This window comes from Paenibacillus terrae (assembly GCF_005217525.1).
GTDB classification, from domain to species: domain Bacteria; phylum Bacillota; class Bacilli; order Paenibacillales; family Paenibacillaceae; genus Paenibacillus; species Paenibacillus terrae_C.
This window is the reverse complement of the sequence record NZ_PNXQ01000005.1, coordinates 32,809-33,745: the sequence shown is the minus strand read 5'-3', so window position 1 is coordinate 33,745 and position 937 is coordinate 32,809. Positions and strand designations below refer to the sequence as shown.

1 protein-coding gene is annotated in these 937 nt (G+C 45.4%); it reads left to right on the top strand.

Annotation, left to right across the window (positions count from 1 at the left end; all coding sequences use genetic code 11):
* Positions 1–937 (top strand): condensation domain-containing protein (locus C1I60_RS24680; RefSeq protein WP_252361599.1); only part of this gene is annotated, 937 nt, incomplete at both ends.

The following is a 937-nucleotide window of genomic DNA, read 5'->3' as shown; positions in this document are numbered from 1 at the left end:
TGGAGTTCCACGGTATGATTACAGACGGATGTCTGAATCTTGCTATCAGCTACAATCGAAAGCAGTACCGTCAAAAAACGGTGGAACACCTGGCTGAGAAACTCCAATGCTCCTTGCGCGAAATCATTAACCACTGTATGTCCAAAAAACAGATGGAGCTGACCCCAAGCGATATTTTATGCAAAGGGATAAGCATTCCAGAAATGGAACAGATCATATTGCATATGGGACAGGACAGAGCAATAGAGAATATTTACCCATTAACGCCTGTACAAAAAGGAATGTTGTTCCACAGTCTGCTGGATCCTCAGTCTGCCGCCTATTTTGAACAGACTACATTTGATATGGAAGGTGTCTTGAATGAAGCGGCTTTTGTCCAAGCCTTGGATCAATTAACACACAGACACGCTATATTGCGAACTGGATTTTATACTGGCTGGAAAGATACCCCACTTCAAGTGGTATACCAGGATTCACGCATTGATTTTCGCACAGAAGATGTTAGGGGTATCCGAGAATCAGAGCGGGAACAGTGGCTGACAGCCTATGCCGATCAAGACAAGGCCAAAGGATTTAATCTCCAACAGGATGTGCTAATGAGGTTATCTGTTTTACGTACAGGGCAACGCTCATACCGTCTGGTTTGGAGCTTTCATCATATCCTTATGGACGGCTGGTGCGTACCGCTTGTCGCCCAAGAATTGTTTGAATTGTATGAAGCAATTCGAAATGAGAGACAGCCTCGATTACAAGACGCTCCTCTGTACAGCGACTATATCGAATGGCTTGAATCCCGTCCTGTCGAGGAAGCCGCTTCTTACTGGAATAATTATCTTGCAGGCTATGAAGAACAAACGATACTGCCAGGGAAGCTGGTCCAAGCTGCGGAATTTGAAGGCTACGAATCGGGCAGAGTAATCCGTCGGTTTGGACATTC